Raw genomic sequence first — 19191 nt, 5'->3', positions numbered from 1 at the left:
CTACATTTCCATTGATATTTTTAAGAGCAAATATATAACGTATTCGCTCAGGCTACACTTTAAAAAATCACTTCACAAGTGGCGAAGTGATTTTTAATATTTAAACCCCAAAAACATCTTTTACTTTATCAAAAAAAGTTTTTCTTTGTTCGTGGATATCTTCTCCACCCTCTGAAGCAAATTGTTTAATAATATCTTTTTGTTTCTCTGTCAGTTTCTTTGGCACCTCAACAACAACTTTAACGAACTGATCCCCTTTTCCATAGTTTCTTGGACTGGAAATACCTTTAGATTTAAGTCTAAAAATTGTGCCAGTTTGTGTACCTTCAGGAATTTTGTACTTTACTCGTCCTTCTAATGTCGGGACTTCTAATTCATCTCCTAAAACTGCCTGGGCAAAAGTAATCGGAATTTCACAATATACGTTTAAACCGTCTCTTTCAAATATCTTATGAGGCATTACATTAATAACAACATATAGGTCTCCAGGAGGGCCTCCCTGCTGTCCTAACTCTCCTTCACCTCTTATTGATATAACAGATCCAGTATCTACTCCTGCTGGAATCTTAACTTTTATAGACTTTAGCTTTCTTTCTGTCCCCTTACCATTACATTTAGGACAAGGTTTTTCTATAATTTTTCCTTCACCAGCACATTTTGTACAAGGTCTAACATTAACTATTTGGCCTAAAGGAGTTCGTTGTGCAAAACGCACCTCTCCTTTTCCATTACAGTCAGGACAAGTTTTTGAAGTAGAGCCAGAAGCAGCCCCACTTCCATTACAATCTTTACAGTCTTCTTCTTTATGGAATTTTATCGTTTTTTCTACTCCAAAAGCTGCTTCTTCAAATGTGATAGATTGCTCATACTTTACGTCAGCACCTTTACGGGGACCTCTCTGCCTTCTTGAGGATGAAAAGCCACCACCGCCAAAAATGTCAAATATATCACCAAAAATGTCCTCAAATCCGCCACCACCGAAGCCTTCAAATCCACTAGCCCCATTGCCATTTACTCCAGCGTGACCAAACTGGTCATACCTTTGTTTCTTTTCTTGATCTCCAAGAACTTCATATGCTTCATTTATTTCTTTAAACTTTGTTTCAGCAGTCTGATCTCCCTTGTTTTTATCGGGATGATATTTCATAGCCAATTTTCTATATGCTCTTTTTATTTCATCTGGCGCTGCATTTCTATCAACACCCAGCACCTCATAAAAGTCTCTTTTACTCACTTTTTCACCGCCCAACTAATATGCTAATTATGAGGACACCCTTTAGGGTGTCCTCATACATTTACTTTACTTTTCTTCTTCCTCATCTTGTACTTCTTCATATTCTGCATCAACTACATTATCTTCACTATTTTGTTGCGTACCATCTGGAGCTGCTCCCTCTTCTTGACCAGCTTGTTGATACATTTGTTGAGAAATAGCATGGAATGCATTTGTTAAATCTTCTATAGCTTTCTTCATCTCTTCTACATTATCAGATTCAAGTGCTTTCTTTAATTTCTCTATTTCTGCAGTTACTTTTTCTTCTTCTTCTTTTGCGATCTTACCTTCAAGTTCTTTTAAAGTCTTTTCTGTCTGATAAATTAAAGAATCGGCTTGGTTTGTTACTTCTATTTTTTCTTTACGCTTTTTATCTTCTTCTGCAAACTTTTCAGATTCTTTAACTTTAGCTTCTATTTCTTCTTCTGATAAATTTGTAGATGATGTAATTGTAATTTTTTGTTCTTTTCCAGTACCTAAATCTTTAGCTGATACGTTTACAATACCATTTGCATCGATATCAAAAGTTACTTCGATTTGAGGCACTCCTCTTGGTGCTGGTGGTATTCCAGACAATTCGAATCTACCCATTGTCGTATTATCAGCAGCCATTGATCTTTCCCCTTGTAATACATGGATATCTACACTTGGTTGATTATCAGCAGCTGTTGAGAAAGTTTGGCTTTTCTTGGTAGGAATTGTAGTATTTCTTTCAATTAATTTTGTAAATACGCCACCTAATGTCTCAATCCCTAAAGAAAGTGGTGTAACATCAAGTAATAATACATCTTTAACCTCACCAGTTAATACACCTGCCTGTATAGATGCTCCTACAGCTACACATTCATCTGGATTAATACCTTTATGAGGATCTTTTCCTGTTACTTTTGTTACCGCTTCTTGAACTGCTGGGATACGTGTAGATCCCCCTACTAGTATCACTTTATCAATATCCTGTGGTGAAAGTCCTGCATCATTTAATGATTTTTTCATCGGTTCAATAGTTTTGTCAACTAAATGACCAGTCAATTCATTGAATTTTGCTCTTGTTAAATCAATATTTAAGTGCTTTGGTCCAGTATTTGTAGCAGTAATAAAAGGCAGATTAATATTTGTTGTCATTGTACTTGAAAGTTCTTTTTTCGCTTTTTCTGCAGCTTCCTTTAACCTTTGTAGTGCCATTTTATCTTCTCTTAGGTCAATGTTTTCCTGTTTCTTAAATTCTTGAGCTAAGAAATCAATAACAGCTTTATCAAAGTCATCTCCACCTAGATTATTGTCTCCACTTGTTGCTAAAACTTCAAATACACCATCACCTAATTCAAGTATTGATACATCAAATGTTCCACCACCTAAATCGTATACTAGAACTTTTTGCTGTGTGTCACCTTTATCAAGTCCATAAGCTAATGATGCGGCAGTAGGCTCATTGATAATTCTTTGTACATTTAATCCAGCAATCTTTCCTGCATCCTTTGTCGCTTGTCTTTGACTATCACTAAAATATGCAGGCACTGTAATTACTGCATCGGTAACTTTTTGACCTAAGTATGCTTCAGCATCTGCTTTTAGTTTTTGTAAAATCATCGCAGATATATCTTGAGGTGTATAATCTTTATCATCAATTTTAACTTTGTGGTCTGATCCCATATGTGTTTTTATTGACATTATCGTTTTTTCTGGATTTGTTACAGCTTGTCGTTTAGCTGGTTCCCCAATAATTCTCTCTCCATCTTTTCCAAATGCTACTATAGAAGGGGTTGTTCTATTTCCTTCAGAATTTTGTATAACAACAGGTTCTCCTCCCTCTAATACAGCAACACATGAGTTTGTTGTTCCTAAATCAATTCCTATTACTTTACTCATATATATCCTCCTCCAAATTTATTGTTTTATATTTAAAATTATTATTCAGAAACTTTAACCATAGCTGGACGCAATACTTTTTTATGTATTGTGTAACCTTTTTGAAAAACTTCTATTACGATGTCTTTTTCTCCATCATATTCTTCTTTCATAACTGCATGATGAAAGTTAAGATCAAACGGTTGTCCCATTGCCTCTATTTCCTTAATGCCATGCTTATGTAGGATATCTTTTAACTGTTTAAGTATCATCTTTATTCCCTCACCGAAACTAGTCTCTTCCTTCTGTGAGTCAATAGCTCTTTCTAATCCATCGATAATACCTAAAAGCTCTAGAGCCATATCTTCTGCAGCGTATAGGTATATGTCACTCTTTTCTTTCTCTGTTCTCTTTTTAAAGTTGATAAAATCTGCTTGTAGTCTTTGATACTTGTTGTTTAATTCTATGTTTTCTTTTTCTTTTTCTTCTAATAATTTTTCAAGTTTATTGTCTTCTTGATCTTCTTGTTGCTCTTGAATTTCAGATTCAGTTGCTTCTAACTCACTCTCAACTTCCTCTTCTATCACTTCTTTACTTTTTTCTTGATTCATTTTAGATCACCTACCCTTTTATAATAAAAACAAAGATAGAGTGCAAAACGCCTAAGCACTTCGCACTTTATATGTTATTTGTACCTTTTTGTTAATAAACTATTAATATGCCCACTTAAATGAATCATCGAACTTACTACATTTGAATAGTCCATTCTCGTCGGGCCTATAACAGTTAACCAACCTACAACACTACCTTCAATTTCATAAGTAGCTGTTACTAAACTACATTCGCTTGCTTCTTTATGCATATTCTCACTACCAATTGAGATGTTTAATTTATTGTCATTAGCTGTTGTAATTAGACTGCTTAGAAGCTGTCGTTCCTCAAGCATTGTTAAGAATGCTTTTGCTTTGAACAAATCATTAAATTCTGGAAAGTTAAAAATATTGGTTGTGCCACTAAGGTATAACCCGTAGTCGTTAACTGCTTCTATCACATTAGCTAGTTCAGGCACTAATGTTTCAATGACATCTGAATATTGTCTTAACTCATATTGTATTTCAGTTAAAAGAACCTTTTCTATTTCTTTTATTGTTTTTCCCTGAACCTTGGTATTAATGAAGTTTGAAATTTGTTCTAAAGTATCCGGTGAAATCCTTTCTCTAATTCGTAAAATTGGATTTCTTATAACACCAGTTTCTGTTACGATCACAGCCAATATACTATTGCTATCAATTGGTATTAGTTGAATGTGTTTTATTTTATTTTCTTGTATTTGTGGTGCTAAAACAATTGAAGTGTAGTTTGTTAGCTGAGATATAATTTTAGAACTATATTCAAGCAACTGTTCTACTTCACCAAATTTACGCATTATATCTGTATTAATTTGTTGGTTATGGAGCACTGCATTTTTTTGCGTCTCCATAAGTTTATCAACATACAGTCTATATCCTTTATCAGATGGAATTCTTCCTGATGAGGTATGAGGTTGTTTCAAATAACCTAATTCTTCTAAGTCCGACATTTCATTTCGTATTGTTGCAGGACTAACACCCAATTCATACTTCTTGGATAAGGTTCTGGAACCTACTGGCTCCGCTGACTGTATATAATCCTGTATAATAGCCTGTAAGATTAAAGTCTTTCTTTCATTTAATTTCATTAGAATCACCTTACATTATTAGCACTCACTTTAAATGAGTGCTAATTATTATGACTATAAAATATCATTTCATATAATTTTTGTCAAGTCACTTTATATATTTTTATAATAGCAACTCTCGAAATACAACATTAGATAAATAAACACCATCGTGTGTTAGGCATATTTTATCCTCACTGATGTTAACCAGTCCTCTGTTTTGGAGTATTGTTAACTTGTCTTCGTAGATTTCAAAAGGGCTCTTACCAAATCTATTCTTAAATTCGCTAATTTGTATCCCCGATAGCAAACGTAGCCCTAAAAACATTGTTTCACTTATTTGATCGTTTACAGTAATTTTCTCACAAGATTCTAAAGGTGCAATTCCATAATCAATATCGTGAATGTATTCTTCTATATTATTTTTATTGCTAAATCGCTGGTTATTAATGTGAGAATGGGCACTTACGCCAAGACCTAAGTATTGTCCATTGCGCCAATAATTTATATTATGCCGACACGCTAAGTCAGGCAGAGCAAAATTGGATATTTCATAATGTATATATCCTTTGTCTTTTAGTAGAGCTATTGCCTCTCTATACATGTTTAACTCTACATCCTCGTCGGGCTGATAAAGTTTGCCATCTTCCCTCCACATATAAAATGGTGTTCCTTCTTCTATAATTAGACTATATGCAGATATATGAGGTATTCCTAAATCTACTATACGTTTCAGACCCAAAGTCCATTCTTCTATGGTTTGGTTAGGCAATGCAAATATTAAATCTGTATTAATGTTTTTAAACCCTACTAGTTTTGCGTTATGGACGTTATTATAGTATTGTTCAAAAGTATGTATGCGTCCAATTTCTTTTAATCTTTTACTATTAGTAGATTGTAACCCAAAACTAAGTCTATTTATTCCTAATTTCAGATATTGCATTAATTTTTCTTTTGTTACTGTTCCTGGGTTCACTTCAATTGAAATCTCTGCATCTGAAGAAACTGTAAAATACTTATGAATATTGTTTATTACTATTTCTATATTCTCATTTGTAAGTAGAGAAGGTGTACCACCACCAATGAATATTGTTTCCATCTTGTATTTATTTTGATATTGTTCCTTCATTAAGGCCATCTCTTTAGTTAAAGCAGTTATATACTTATTAATATCCTTATCATGTGCGATTAAAGAGTTAAAATCGCAATAATAGCATTTCTTCTCACAAAATGGGATATGTACATATAACCCAATCTTCTCCATAAATAACACCTTTTCTATAATCTTTTTATAAAAACCAGTCAAACGGGAATTTATAAAACATTGCCCACTGACTGGTCCATTTGGTTAATCTAATTTTAAAACTGACATAAATGCTTTTTGTGGTACTTCTACATTCCCCACTTGTCTCATTCTTTTTTTACCTTCTTTTTGTTTTTCTAATAATTTTTTCTTCCTGGAGATATCTCCTCCGTAACACTTAGATAACACGTCTTTTCGTAAAGCTCTAATTGTCTCTCTTGCAATAACTTTATTGCCAATAGATGCTTGTACTGGTACTGCAAATTGATGTCTCGGTATTTCATCCTTTAACTTTTCACACATAGCTTTACCTCTTGCATAAGCTTTAGTATCATGTACGATAAATGAAAGGGCATCAACTTGTTCTGAATTAATTAAAATATCTAACTTAACAAGTTTAGACTCATTGTAGCCTATAAACTCATAATCTAATGACCCATAACCTTTTGTTTTTGATTTAAGTGCATCAAAAAAATCATATATTACTTCATTTAATGGTAGTTCATAGTGAAGAACAACTCTTGTTTCTTCTATGTACTCCATATTCTTCATTTGCCCCCGTCGATCTTGACAAAGATCCATCACAGCACCTACATATGTAGTTGGAACCATTATATCTGCTTTTACAATAGGTTCTTCCATTTTTAATATCTCTTGAGGATCTGGTAAGTTTGCTGGGTTCTGTATCATTATAACCTCATTATTGGTTTTTGTTACCCTATAAATAACACTTGGTGCAGTTGTAACTAAGTCTAAATTAAATTCTCGTTCTAGTCTTTCTTGAACAATCTCCATATGTAGTAGACCTAAAAATCCACATCTAAAACCAAAGCCTAAGGCTGCTGAAGTCTCTGGTTCAAACACTAGTGCAGCATCATTTACCTGTAGTTTCTCAAGTGCATCTCTGATATCTTCATATTTTTCTCCTTCAGCAGGGTATATTCCACAATACACCATTGATGAGACTTTTCTATACCCTGGCAATGGAGAATCTGTTGGATTATCCGCTTCAGTAATTGTATCACCGACTCTACAGTTTCTTACGTCTTTTATACTAGCGGCTACATATCCGACATCTCCAGGATTTAAAGTATCTACTTCTATTTGATTAGGCGACATTATTCCTACTTCTGTTACCTCGAAAATTTTATTAGTAGCCATCATTTTGATTTTTGTCCCTTTTTTCAATGTTCCTTCTTTGATTCTTACGTATGCTACAACACCTTTGTAGTTGTCATAGTAAGAATCAAATATCAGTGCCTTTAATGGTTCATCTACATTTCCCGCAGGTGCTGGAACTTTTTTTACAATTGCTTCTAATACATCTGTAATATTTAAACCATCTTTTGCTGAAATTAGTGGTGCATCATCTGCTTCTAGTCCTATGACATCTTCAATCTCTTTCTTAATTTCATCGGGCCTGGCACTTGGTAAATCTATTTTATTTATTACGGGTATTATCTCTAAATCTTGTTCTAATGCTAAATAAACATTTGCTAATGTTTGTGCTTCAATTCCTTGAGCTGCATCAACAACTAATATCGCACCCTCACACGCAGCTAAACTCCTTGAAACTTCATAGTTAAAGTCTACATGCCCAGGAGTATCGATTAAATTTAAATAATACTCTTCACCGTCTTTGGCTTGATAGATTAATCTAATATTTTGCAGTTTTATTGTAATACCACGTTCTCTCTCAAGATCCATATTATCAAGTAACTGTTCTTGCATCTCTCGTTCACTTACTAAACCTGTCGATTCTATAAGTCTATCAGCCAAGGTAGATTTTCCGTGATCTATATGGGCAATAATTGAAAAGTTTCTAATTTGCTTTTGTTTATCACTTGGCATGTAAAAATCGCTCCTTTTTTAATACGTATAAACAATCTTTTAAATTATATCACATTATATACTTTGTTGGTAGGTTTTAGTGTTGTTAAGCAAAAAAGTCGATAATTATTTATATATATAACTTTAAAAATGCCGAAATATTTTCGGCATTTTTAAATGGATATTGTATAGTTGTGTAATTGCTAACTATAATTACCCGAGTTTAAGGTATAGTAAAATTACATTGATTTGCGTTTATAAATTATTAAGTATTCGTATAAAGCTTAAATCAATTTCATTTCCTAACATAAACAAGGTTATTTCATTATTATTTCTTTCAATACGGACTATTCGTCTATTTGTTTCTGTAGATTGGTCTACGGCAACAATCCCTACGATTAACATGATAAAAATTGATGTGATAACCAATCTAATTCTTCTTTTTCTTTTTCTTATTAACCTTTTTCTTTCCATTCTTAACATTTTCATCACCAGTTAACAGTGTTTACTATTTTTTGCTATTTTAAACTATTCACCTAAGATTTCTAATGACGTAGCTAGTACATCTGCAAAATATATAGCGCTTCTTTTGGCTTCTTCTATTGTATTAGCATTACTTCCTAACTCTAATAATGCAGTATAATCTGTCAAAAACAGATTGTATCGTCCATAGGGTTTTACTAAAACAGGCTTAGTAAATCCAGGATACATTTCTTCGCCTACGGCTGTAATAAAATTTGCAAAAGTTTCAATTTGAGTTCTATTTTCTGCATCAGGACCTACTACAAACTGAAATTTCGTTGTAGTTTCACCATTTATTTTAGCTCTATTACTTTCAATTATACGATCTCTATTCGGGTTGGTGTCAATATGATTATACCCGTCTCTGTGAACATCCAATACAACTTGAATAGAGTCATTATTTTTCAGTATTCCTTTAGCTGTTTCTAAGGATCTTCCATAGGAACCTCCATAGGATGGATAGTCATGATAAGTTGTATCATGTATGACATTAAATCCTCTTTTCTCTAATTCTTCAGTTATAATCCTACCAATTGTCGTGACATTATATTCTTCTCTTAAAGAATGATAATTCCCTTCTGAGGCTGGTTTATATGATTCTGTAGTATGAGTATGGTATATAAGTATTTGAGGTTTATCAGCTTTAAAATTTATTTTTTCTGGTTTTCTAACATCTGGTAAATCTATATTTTTTCGACTATCTATCACTAATTCTTCTCCACTTTCACTGCTTTCTTCATTATTTTCTATATTTTTTTCGGTATTTGTATCCGATTCAATTTTGAATTCTTCAAAAACGAACTCAGCTTCTTCTCTTATATTAAATTCACTTTTTCTAGTTCCACTTCTACTTGCAACATTCACACTCTCATTGTTCTGATGTAAACTCGAGGCCGGAAATTGTACTTGGGCATAGGTTATTGGATCTTGAACATCTATACCGAAAAATATTCCTAATAGGTTTGATTGAACTTTTTTTATAATTGGTTCTTTTTGTTCATCTCGTGTTGCTGGAAAAGTATGATTAATTGATGTTTCAAGAAAGTCTATTCTATTTTCTGTTGTGGTAAAATAACTCACACCTTGATCAATAACAATTTTTAATGACAGGAACAAAATAACTATAATTAACAAAACAATTATTAGGTTATAGTAGTCCTTAGTAATAAATTCTTTTATTTTATTCAAAAATCTCCCACCTTTCTCATTAGTTGCTTACGAATTTATATGAAAGGTACAAGATTTTTATTCTAACTAATTAATGTATCGATTGACATCTTTAAGATCGATTGATGGATGAATTGCTATATTTATTGAATTAGAAATTATTTGTGCCATATTATTTATAATTTCATCTACCTCCTTAGGTGTTACAACCAAGTTGGCTCCATATGGATCAAGTGCTTCTTTCATTAATTGGTACTTTTCTTCTTCTTTAAGTTGTCCTAGCATATTATAGAATTCAGTTCCTGGTTTAGATTCTTTTGTCATAGATGATATTACAAGCTGAATTGTATCATTTGTGAGTGTTGCTGCATCAACAACAGTAGGAACTCCTATAGCAATCACCGGAACTCCTAGGTAGGATTCATTTAACGCTTTTCTATTATTTCCAACTCCAGATCCAGGGCTAATACCCGATGTTGATATCTGAATTGTCGTATTGACCCTTTCCATTTTTCTTGACGCTAAAGCATCAACTGCAATTACTAAATCGGGTTTTGACTTTTCGACTATTCCTTTTATTATTTCACTTGTTTCTAAACCTGTAGTGCCCATTACACCAGGAGAAATTGCACTTATTTCATTAATATCATTGTCCGAATCTTTGTTATACATTTTAAATAGATGTCTTGTCACAAAAACTTTAGATACAACTTTAGGGCCTAATGCATCGGGTGTTACATTCCAATTTCCTAAGCCAACTACTAACGCTTTTAAATTTTTTTTATTAATCAATTGATTTATTTCTTTTGCTAATAGTTTACTTATTTCATCTTTAAGGTCTGCATCGGCTTTTCGTAGTGAAGGACATTCTATCGTTATATATTTTCCTTTTTCTTTACCCATGATTTCTACACCATGTTCATCTAGAATCTCCACTCGAGTAATGGTTGCATTGTTTAGTTCATCTCTATCTACAGCCACACCTTCAACTTCTTTATTGTTTTTTTCCTGATACAACTCTCTAGCTTCCATGGCAAGGTCCGTTCTTATCTGTATCACTGTAGTTCACCTCATTTCATAATTTATTGTATATTATGTGACAAAATAGCCATATTTATTAATTATATATATCTAATATATATTTTCTTTTTCAGAACAGAATATAGCATTCCAAAAAATGATGAATGAAAAATTTTGCACTACTTATTTGTCAAATTTAAAGTGATTTAATTGCGCAACTTAACAATCAAGCATTTTATTTTAAAAGCTATTCTGTATAATTAAGCAGCCCAACGGAAATAAATTAGATATATATATAAATTCTTATTGCATTCAGCAGGTTTTTTTGGTAGAATTACTGTGTTAATGACCACATAAGGGGGTGAATCAATTGGCAAATATTAAATCCGCTCAAAAGCGAATTAAAGTTATTGCAAAGAAAACAGCAAGAAACAAAATAATCAAATCTCAACTTAAAACTGCAATCAAAAGATTTGAAGATGCATTAGCAAATGGAAATTTTGAAGATGCACAAGCAAGGTTAAAAGTTGTAGAGAAGAAGTTACACCAAGCTGCTGCAAAAAATGTTATTCATAAGTCTAAAGCATCTAGAAAAGTATCTAGATTTGCAAAAAGAGTTAACCAAGCTGTATAGTAAATAACACAAAACCGTGTCTCAGGTTTTTCATAGACAAAGCGTACATTAAATAATGTACGCTTTTTTAAAATTATTTACACATTTCTATTATGAGTAATTCTAAAGCTAATTCAGAATCAATTTGCCCTTGTTTAATCTTAAAATCAAAATCCAAGGATAAAGCAACTAAATTTTTTAACTCTTTTATTTTAAATAATTTCGATTGATTTACACATTTGCTTGCGACAAAAGGATGTAATTTTAGTTCACTTGATATCATTTTCGAAGAGTAACCTTGTTCTAATAATAATTTAGATTTTAATAAATTTCTTATATGATTACTCATCATAACTAAAATTTTTATAATTGGTTCACCATTTACAATGATATTATTTAGTGCTAATATCGCCTTATGTATGTCTTTTCTTTCAATATGATCTAAAAGCATAAAAATATTGTTTTGTAATAAGGATACATATAACTTATCAATATCATCCCTGTTTATCTCTTTTCTTTCGCCAACATATGCAATAAGTTTGTTTAATTCATTATCTACATCATATAAGGTTTGTTCGCTATTTTTTTGAACGTAGGTTAGGTTTTCAATTAAATACTGAATATTATCTTTTGAGATAATCTTTTCTTTAATTTTTAGCTTTTTTTCAATCCACCTTTTCAATTCACTAATCTGTAATTTTTGAAAGTCTATTATCTTTCCATTTTTTTTAATGGTTTTTGTTAATTTTCTTCTAGTATCTACATTTTGTGCAATAAATACTAAACAAGTGGTGTCAGGTATATTATTGATTTGAGATATTATCTGTTCCTCTTCTTCATCAGTAAGTTGTTTCTTTTTACTGCTGAATAGCTCTGGGTACTTAATTAAAATAAGTTTTTTATTTGACATAAATGGCAATGTCTCTGATGCATTCACAAAATCATCTATTGAAAACTCTTTTTCATCCATTTCTATATAGTTTAATTCTTCAAACTCATTTTTTACAACCTTTTTACGCAACTCGTTTGCAAAATGCTTAACTAAATATACTTCTTCGCCATAAAACAGGTATACTTTTTCAAATGTATTTTTTTTTATGTCTTCTACAATTTCTTTATAGCTCATTTTTTCCTCCATCAATATGTTTTTTATTTAATATATTGTATAAAAAACATAGTATTAAATAATAAAATAAAGCGTATTTCGCTTGAAAGTTATCGATATTTATTCCCGCCAAAAAAAATCTACTACATATTGTTGCGATAATATGGATATAAGATACAAAAGCTGAAATTACAATGTTTAATAATGAAGCAATTTGGCTTGATAATACCCCTATTATAATACTCATAAGTACAAGTGCTATCAATACACCAATTACTGGTACTATTAATAAATTTGCTATAATAGAAATAAAAGATATGTAGTTAAAATGAAATGCTATAATTGGCATTGTACCTAGTTGCGCCGATAATGTAACTGCAAGTAACGATTTTATTTTAGGATTATGTATAAACTTCTCTAAGTACACTTCAATCAGTTTGTAGAATAATAAAATTGATAATGTAGCCATAAAAGAAAGTTGAAAAGATACAGAAAATAAAACGTAAGGATTATACAATACCAAAACAAAGGCAATCAATGCTAAAGCATTAATTGGATCATATTTTCTTTCAGTTAAATAGGCAAGGATATACAAATAATACATAGACATTGCTCTTAGAATTGATACTGGAAAATTTACTATGTAAGCATAGAATAATAGGAAAAACACCGTTATCATTTTTATTTTTTTCTTCCCTATATCTATTGCGGCTAAACCATAATGTATAAAAAGAATTAATAGACCTACATGTAATCCGGACACTGCAATAATATGTGCGGTACCGCTTTTACTATAAACCTCACGGGATTCCGGAGATAAATAACCTTGATTTCCAAATATTAAGCTTTTCAAAAAATTGCTTTGGTTAATTTTAAAAGATTCATCTAAATAACTTTCTGCATAAGTTCTAGTAGTAAAAGCTATTCCAGCTGGTGAACGTTCTCCCTCTTTTATTAACCCTATATCCTTTTGATATGTATTAATGATAGAATATATATTCTGACTTCTCACATACATAAAATAATCATTAGCATCTACATCAATAGGTTCTATTCTATATCTATTTATTCTTATTCTATCTCCTGGTTTAAATTTTTCTTCTAGGTCTGAAACTCGCAATAAAATTTTCTCGCCAAAAGCATTCGACGCTGTAAACTCAGTAGAATATTTCCTTTTTATTCCCTGGCTTAACACTTTTGCATCTATAGGTACACCTTCAAACGCTTCATCCGTAAAGACTGTTACTTTATTCGAATGGTAATCCATAACAACAACACCAGTAAGAAAGAATAAAGTCATTAACAAGCATATGACCACATTACTTCTAAGCCTAATTTCTAAGCATATAAAGAGGCATAATATAAAAATGAATATTGGATAAATGAATATATCCGTGTGAAAACTAAACAAAATTCCCAAAATAAATGATACAAAAATTAATGGTATTGGTCTTCTCACATTTTCCTCCAAAATATTAATCATTGTATAAATTATACTAAAAGAAAAATAGAAAGTCATCATGACTTTCTATTTTTGTGGTTTATAATTTATTAAAGTAGAAAAATACGATTTATTTAATGATTTAAATAATCAGGTATATCTCTTTCTTTTGTGTGATCATTGCCTAAATAATCTAACTTTGAATTAATTTGTACAATGTGATCATTTTTACTATGCTTGATGTCAATATCAGTAGGTCTTCCATCATCTTGATGATATTGCAAAAAATTATTTAAGATCTCTTTAGCTGCATCTTGCGTAACTTCATCGTAAACGTTATAGTACTCCTTCTCTGGTATTTCTAAACTCAATTTATAACAAGTTGGTTCCTTTATTCTTCTTTCAAAAATACTATCAATCATTAAACCACCTCAATTCTAAATAATAATGTAACTTTTTATTATTTTCTCATGATGTGGTTTATATTATTTATACTAAATAAAGTATGTCTTACCTTCTTCTGCTATTTCAATAATATAGGGGAAAATATCCCTTGCTTCATTGAATAGACTTTCTTGTTTTATTTCAGGTAGTAAGTGAGTTAATAGCACTCTTTTTATATCTGCTTCTAATGCTACTTCTGCTGCTTGTTTTGCTGAAAGATGATAAACCGTTTCTGTTCTGTCTTTTTCTAACATACTTGCCTCACAAAGAAATAAATCACTTCCGTTAACAAAATCAGGTAAACCATTGAACTTCTTCGTATCTCCTGAATAAACAAATTTTTTTTCATCTTTTACAAATGACATTGCATAGCATTCGATTGGGTGATTTGTTTTTTTAAATGTAACTTCTATACCCTTTACTTGAACTTTTGAACTTTCATTTATAATATTACGTACAAAAGCACTATTATATTGAATCTTATCATATTCATCTTTTGGACTAGCTGGTAAATAAATTTGAATTGAATTCTTTACTTTTCCCATCATCTGTCCTATTCCAATTGCATACTTAAGAACAAGTAGGTCTGACATATGATCTGCATGTAAATGACTTATAAAAATAGCATCTAATTTATTAAGATCATTGCAAAGTGAAAATAATTTTGATAAAACACCGCTACCGCAATCAATTAAAATCTTGGTATTGTCATCTTCTAACAAATATCCAGAACAAGCCCCGTTAGCCTTTGGATAAGGTCCATAACAACCTAACACAGTTAGTTTCAAATTATCACTCCTTCTACTTGACTAAAATATAGGTTCCTTATTATATATATTGACGCGTATACTTATTTTATCTTTTTCAATGAGTTTATTGCTTCTTGCACAGGTAAGTAATATGGCATTAATTGTCTTGCCCTATATAAATGCCACCTTGCTTTTTCAATATTTTTCATATCTGAATATATTAAACCTAATTGAAGCTGACCTAACCCATTTTCCGGGATCTTTTCTACTAATAACCTAGTAAATTTTAGTGCACTCTTAACATCTTTTAATTTATCAAAATAAATTTGAGATAAAGTTAGCAAAATAAATGAATCAGAAGGTGTATACTTTAACGATTTCCTATAATATGCCACTGCTTCTTTATAATTCTCGTTGTCATAGTAGCAATTGGCTAAAGAACTGCATATATCTGCTTGTAAATCATCAATTGTTTCTTTTTTTATTTGTTCGTAGGATTTCTTGTAACAATCTATTGCACTATTATTATTTTCTAATTCATAAAATACATCCCCAAGAAGTTTTAGAAAAAATGGGTTGTTCGGATCATCATTCAAAGTACTCTGTAAATATGCTATAGCATATTCAAAATCACCCATGTTTGTGGCTGCTATAATTAAATTACTTACTAAATATTGATTGTTTTGATTTTTTTCTAAGCCTTTCACACAAGTGTTTATTGCATCTTTTTCCATTCCATTTACAATATAAAAACTGCTCATGTTCAAATATGGTTCAACTGATTCTGGACATAATACAGCTTGCATTTTCAAACTTTTTATAGCTTTACCTAAGTTTCCAACGTCCTCAAAGTAGTAAGCAAACTCTTCGAAAATATAAAAACGCTTATATTTCTTTAGAAAAAATGGATTAAGCTTAAAAATTAATAATAAACCATAATAAGCTATTTCTTCCCTTCCGGATAATAAATGGTTCTTTACTTCTTGAAAGAATATTTTCCATACATCATCTTTAAACCGATTTTTTAAAAGATCATATTTTTTTAGCCATCCTTTATTTAAGCATTTTGATCCCGTTAAGTGTTTTGGATAAAATACTTCTTCATTAATACGATCAGATGGTACCATGTTAAAAATTTGATTATAAAGTTTGTTTCCTTGATCTGTATTGCTAATTTGTACTTCAAGCCAATAACCTGGAATATGTTTATATACTGACTTGCATTTTATTAAATTTATCTCATCTATATTAGAATAATACTTTTTATTACCATCTATCATTTTAATTTCCAACTCGTTGTAGTTTAGAAAAAATTCTCGTTCATCTTGAGTAGGAAAAAATATATTCAAACTATACAATTTAACAACTCCTCTTGAAAGCAATGTTTACTTTATATATAATACTATAATATATTTATAACAGCAACCAAATATTAACTTGTTTATACATCCAAAGGGAGATGATTCTATATGTTTATAAAAAATAAAAAAACAATGATATCAGTTGTCTTTCTATGCATAATTGTTTTATTTTTTATGTATTTTTTCCCTACCAGCTCAGATGTTCTCAGTATACATATTATTGATGTTGGACAAGGAGACAGCATACTTATTGTTACTCCCAATCAAAATACAATATTAATTGATGCTGGCGAACCCAATCAAGGACCAAATGTCGTTTCTTACATAAAAAATCTGCAAATTGATACAATTGATATTTTAATTGCTACTCATCCTCATTCTGATCATATCGGTGGAATCCCTGAAGTTATTAATAACTTTGAAATTAATGATTTTTATATGACTGAAAAAAGTCACACAACGGAGGTTTTTGAAGATGTTTTGGTTTCTTTAGCAGAGTATAATCTTAAAATAAATCCCCCAATTATTAATGCTCCTATTTTAGTTGATGACGATCTAAAGCTCTACTTTTTAGGGCCATTAAGGAACTATGGCGATGACTTAAACCTATGGAGTATAGTCTGTAAAGTTGTGTACAAAAACAACACTTTCTTATTTGCTGGTGATATTGAATCTCTAGCAGAGATGGACATTATTAACTACTATCCACCATCTTTTTTGGAATCACATTTTTTAAAGGTTGCTCACCATGGTAGTAGCACATCATCGACAAGTGAATTCTTAGATACTGTAAAAGTAGATATATTCGCTATTTCTTGTGGTACCAATAATCCATATGGTCACCCGGATGCAAATGTTTTAAAACGGTTAAAAAAATATAATGCTTCAATATATCGTACTGATAAACAAGGAAATTTAGTGTTTTATAGTGATGGTCATGAAATCTGGTCCAAGAAAAAACCTTATTATTTACCAACTAATAAATAAATAGCCCTACCCCCGCAAATTTTTACCAAATAAAAAACCAATCAGTTTTGATAATATTTTTATCAAATACTGATTGGTTTTTTATTAATTATTAAAAGCTTGTAATGGTGCTGGAATTCTTCCGCCTCTTTTTACAAAGGCAGTAGAGCTATACTTGTTTACTGGCATAATTGGAGCACGTCCTAATAAGCCTCCAAACTCTACTACTTCACCAACTGATTTACCTATAACCGGAATAATTCTAACAGCTGTGGTTTTCTTATTAATCATTCCTATAGCTGATTCATCAGCTATGATAGCCGCTATTGTTTCTGCTTCTGTTGCTCCTGGAATTGCAATCATATCTAATCCTACGGAGCATACACAGGTCATAGCTTCAAGTTTGTCTATGTTTAATGCACCAACCTCTACTGCTTCTATCATTCCTGCATCTTCACTAACTGGAATAAAGGCTCCACTTAGACCACCAACATGAGAAGAGGCCATAATACCGCCTTTTTTAACTGCATCATTTAACATTGCTAGTGCTGCTGTTGTCCCATGCGTTCCTGTTCTTTCAACGCCTATTGCTTCTAAAATATCTGAAACACTGTCACCTATTGCTGGTGTAGGTGCTAGAGATAAGTCCATTATACCAAAAGGTACCCCTAGGCGACTTGAAGCCTCTTTTCCAACAAGTTCCCCAATTCTAGTTATTTTAAAAGCTGTTTTTTTAATAACATTAGATAATTCGCCAAAGTCAACTGTCGGATGTTTTTTAATGGCATTTAATACTACTCCTGGACCACTTACGCCTACGTTAATTACACACTCTGCTTCTCCTACTCCGTGGAAAGCACCGGCCATAAATGGGTTGTCTTCTGGCACATTACAGAAAACAACTAATTTAGCACATCCTAAACTATCTTGATCTTTTGAATACTCTGCTGTCTTTTTAATTATTTTTCCCATTTCATAAACTGCATCCATATTAATACCAGATTTTGAACTTGCTACGTTCACCGATGCGCATACTCTTTCTGTTTCAGCAAGCGCCTGTGGTATTGATCGTATTAAGTTCATATCCCCTTTTGTAAAACCTTTTTGAACTAATGCTGAAAACCCGCCAATAAAATTAACACCTACTTCTTTAGCAGCTTTATCTAAAACTTTTGCAAAGTCAACATATGTATCGATATCACTTGATTCTGCAACCATAGACATCGGTGTCACTGAAATTCTTTTGTTGACTATTGGGATACCATATTCTAACTCAATTTTACTTGCTTCTGACACAAGATTCTCTGCGTACTTTGTTATTTTATCATAAATTTTTTGTTGTGATACTTTTGGATCTGTATGTCCACAATCACGAAGGCTTATTCCCATGGTTACTGTTCGTATATCTAAATTTTCCATTTCTACCATTCTTATTGTTTCTAAAATTTCTTGTCCCGTTGCTGATGATATAGGCATCTTATCTCCTCCTAAATTCGATGCATAAAATCAAATACTTCTGATTTTTGTGCATTTACTTGTAATCCTATTTTTTCTCCTGCTTCAAGTAAGCTCTGTTTTAATTCTCCAAATCCAACTTTGCATTTTGAAACATCAACTACCATAATCATTGTGAAGTAATCTTGTAAAATTGTTTGACTAATATCTAGTATATTTACATCACTTTCTGCAAGAATATTAGTTAAAGTAGAAATAATTCCCACTTGATCTTGCCCTAACACTGTAACAATAGCTTTATTATCTTTCATTTTCTTCCTCCTTAAGTAAATTGTCAATATATGTAGAATTTTTTATAATACTTTCTATTATACCAGCAATAGAAATCTTTTCAAAGTTTT

General features: G+C 31.4%; 18 protein-coding genes. 2 read left to right on the top strand and 16 right to left on the bottom strand.

Features of this window, described 5'->3' with window-relative positions; translation table 11 throughout:
* Positions 1 to 100 precede the first annotated feature (100 nt).
* The 9 genes from dnaJ to gpr all read right to left on the bottom strand — a co-directional run bounded on the left by dnaJ (position 101) and on the right by gpr (position 10695).
* Entirely contained in the window at positions 101 to 1234 is a 1134-nt protein-coding gene (dnaJ, locus tag RH915_RS00570; RefSeq protein ID WP_310477292.1) for a molecular chaperone DnaJ, read from the bottom strand.
* A 66-nt stretch (positions 1235 to 1300) separates the two neighbouring features.
* Positions 1301 to 3139, bottom strand: a complete 1839-nt coding sequence (dnaK, locus tag RH915_RS00565) for a molecular chaperone DnaK (protein WP_310477291.1) — start codon at positions 3137 to 3139, stop codon at positions 1301 to 1303.
* Positions 3140 to 3180: 41 nt separating this feature from the next.
* The gene (gene grpE / locus RH915_RS00560) at positions 3181 to 3729 is read right to left on the bottom strand and encodes a nucleotide exchange factor GrpE (protein ID WP_310477290.1); all 549 of its coding nucleotides are present in this window, start codon (positions 3727 to 3729) and stop codon (positions 3181 to 3183) included.
* 74 nt (positions 3730 to 3803) lie between these two features.
* On the bottom strand, positions 3804 to 4835 hold the full coding sequence (gene hrcA / locus RH915_RS00555) for a heat-inducible transcriptional repressor HrcA (RefSeq protein WP_310477289.1): 1032 nt from the start codon (positions 4833 to 4835) through the stop codon (positions 3804 to 3806).
* Positions 4836 to 4938: 103 nt separating this feature from the next.
* Complete coding sequence (gene hemW / locus RH915_RS00550) at positions 4939 to 6078, bottom strand: radical SAM family heme chaperone HemW (RefSeq protein ID WP_310477288.1); 1140 nt, start codon at positions 6076 to 6078, stop codon at positions 4939 to 4941.
* An 84-nt stretch (positions 6079 to 6162) separates the two neighbouring features.
* Entirely contained in the window at positions 6163 to 7968 is a 1806-nt protein-coding gene (lepA, locus tag RH915_RS00545) for a translation elongation factor 4 (protein ID WP_310477287.1), read from the bottom strand.
* Positions 7969 to 8202: 234 nt separating this feature from the next.
* Complete coding sequence (locus RH915_RS00540) at positions 8203 to 8430, bottom strand: hypothetical protein (protein WP_310477286.1); 228 nt, start codon at positions 8428 to 8430, stop codon at positions 8203 to 8205.
* A gap of 45 nt (positions 8431 to 8475) precedes the next feature.
* Positions 8476 to 9657 (bottom strand): stage II sporulation protein P, encoded by a 1182-nt coding sequence (gene spoIIP / locus RH915_RS00535; protein WP_310477285.1) that lies wholly within the window; start codon positions 9655 to 9657, stop codon positions 8476 to 8478.
* A gap of 66 nt (positions 9658 to 9723) precedes the next feature.
* On the bottom strand, positions 9724 to 10695 hold the full coding sequence (gene gpr / locus RH915_RS00530; protein ID WP_310477284.1) for a GPR endopeptidase: 972 nt from the start codon (positions 10693 to 10695) through the stop codon (positions 9724 to 9726).
* A 331-nt stretch (positions 10696 to 11026) separates the two neighbouring features.
* Between gpr and rpsT the strand changes: the two genes are divergently transcribed.
* Positions 11027 to 11290, top strand: coding sequence for a 30S ribosomal protein S20 (gene rpsT / locus RH915_RS00525; RefSeq protein ID WP_310477283.1), 264 nt, complete (start codon positions 11027 to 11029; stop codon positions 11288 to 11290).
* A gap of 73 nt (positions 11291 to 11363) precedes the next feature.
* Here the strand turns inward: rpsT and holA are convergent, their stop codons facing one another.
* From holA to RH915_RS00500, 5 genes are all read right to left on the bottom strand, one after another.
* Entirely contained in the window at positions 11364 to 12395 is a 1032-nt protein-coding gene (gene holA, locus RH915_RS00520; RefSeq protein ID WP_310477282.1) for a DNA polymerase III subunit delta, read from the bottom strand.
* The gene (locus RH915_RS00515; protein ID WP_310477736.1) at positions 12385 to 13674 is read right to left on the bottom strand and encodes a ComEC/Rec2 family competence protein; all 1290 of its coding nucleotides are present in this window, start codon (positions 13672 to 13674) and stop codon (positions 12385 to 12387) included. The genes holA and RH915_RS00515 overlap by 11 nt, the downstream gene beginning before the upstream one ends.
* Before the next feature lie 275 nt (positions 13675 to 13949).
* On the bottom strand, positions 13950 to 14237 hold the full coding sequence (locus RH915_RS00510; RefSeq protein WP_310477281.1) for a hypothetical protein: 288 nt from the start codon (positions 14235 to 14237) through the stop codon (positions 13950 to 13952).
* A 72-nt stretch (positions 14238 to 14309) separates the two neighbouring features.
* Complete coding sequence (locus tag RH915_RS00505; RefSeq protein ID WP_310477279.1) at positions 14310 to 15047, bottom strand: MBL fold metallo-hydrolase; 738 nt, start codon at positions 15045 to 15047, stop codon at positions 14310 to 14312.
* A gap of 62 nt (positions 15048 to 15109) precedes the next feature.
* On the bottom strand, positions 15110 to 16366 hold the full coding sequence (locus RH915_RS00500; RefSeq protein ID WP_310477277.1) for a tetratricopeptide repeat protein: 1257 nt from the start codon (positions 16364 to 16366) through the stop codon (positions 15110 to 15112).
* 111 nt (positions 16367 to 16477) lie between these two features.
* Here RH915_RS00500 and RH915_RS00495 point away from each other — a divergent pair, with 111 nt between their 5' ends.
* Positions 16478 to 17356, top strand: a complete 879-nt coding sequence (locus RH915_RS00495; protein WP_310477276.1) for a ComEC/Rec2 family competence protein — start codon at positions 16478 to 16480, stop codon at positions 17354 to 17356.
* An 84-nt stretch (positions 17357 to 17440) separates the two neighbouring features.
* On the opposite strand, the gene RH915_RS00490 is transcribed toward RH915_RS00495, so the two are convergent.
* Complete coding sequence (locus RH915_RS00490; protein ID WP_310477275.1) at positions 17441 to 18811, bottom strand: PFL family protein; 1371 nt, start codon at positions 18809 to 18811, stop codon at positions 17441 to 17443.
* Positions 18812 to 18822: 11 nt separating this feature from the next.
* Positions 18823 to 19101, bottom strand: coding sequence for an ACT domain-containing protein (locus RH915_RS00485; RefSeq protein WP_310477273.1), 279 nt, complete (start codon positions 19099 to 19101; stop codon positions 18823 to 18825).
* Positions 19102 to 19191 lie beyond the last annotated feature (90 nt).

Source organism: Serpentinicella sp. ANB-PHB4 (assembly GCF_031432315.1).
Classification (GTDB): Bacteria; Bacillota; Clostridia; order Peptostreptococcales; family Natronincolaceae; genus Serpentinicella.
Note: the sequence above shows the minus strand (reverse complement) of the source record. Positions and strands in the feature narration are given on the sequence as shown.